The organism is Arenimonas malthae CC-JY-1 (assembly GCF_000747075.1).
In the GTDB taxonomy this organism is placed as follows: domain Bacteria; phylum Pseudomonadota; class Gammaproteobacteria; order Xanthomonadales; family Xanthomonadaceae; genus Arenimonas; species Arenimonas malthae.
Map to the genome: position 1 here is coordinate 1 of NZ_AVCH01000135.1, position 475 is coordinate 475.

The 475-nt window shown below is 65.3% G+C and carries 1 protein-coding gene; it reads left to right on the top strand.

Annotated elements, in window-relative coordinates; genetic code table 11:
• The coding region (locus tag N790_RS06070) for a transposase (RefSeq protein WP_043802098.1) at positions 1 to 469 on the top strand (469 nt) is incomplete at its 5' end.
• Positions 470 to 475 lie beyond the last annotated feature (6 nt).

The following is a 475-nucleotide window of genomic DNA, read 5'->3' on the forward strand; positions in this document are numbered from 1 at the left end:
CCGGGTCCGGGTGGATGAAGCCGATCGGCTGCGGGCCGACAAGCCGGCCCGGCGGGTGGTCAAGACATCGCGCTGGCTACTGCTGCGCAACCGCGAGAACGTGCCCGACGAGCAGGTCGTGCGGCTGGAGGAACTGCTGGCGGCCAACAAGGCCTTGCTGACGGTCTATTTGTTGAAGGACGACCTGAAGAGCCTATGGCGCTACCGCTCCGAGGCGTGGGCACGAAAGGCTTGGAGGAGCTGGAAGCGACGGGCGTTGCGCAGCGGCCTGGAGCCGCTGCGCGTGTTCGTACGCCGGATCGAGCCTTACCTGGCCGGCATCCTGGCCCACTGTCGCTGGCCGCTGGGTACCAACCTGGTCGAAGGCATCAACAACAAGATCAAGGTCATCAAGCGGGTGGCCTACGGCTACCGGGATGACGCCTACTTCTTCCTGAAGATCCGGGCGGCCTTCCCCGGACTTCGGTGAAGAACC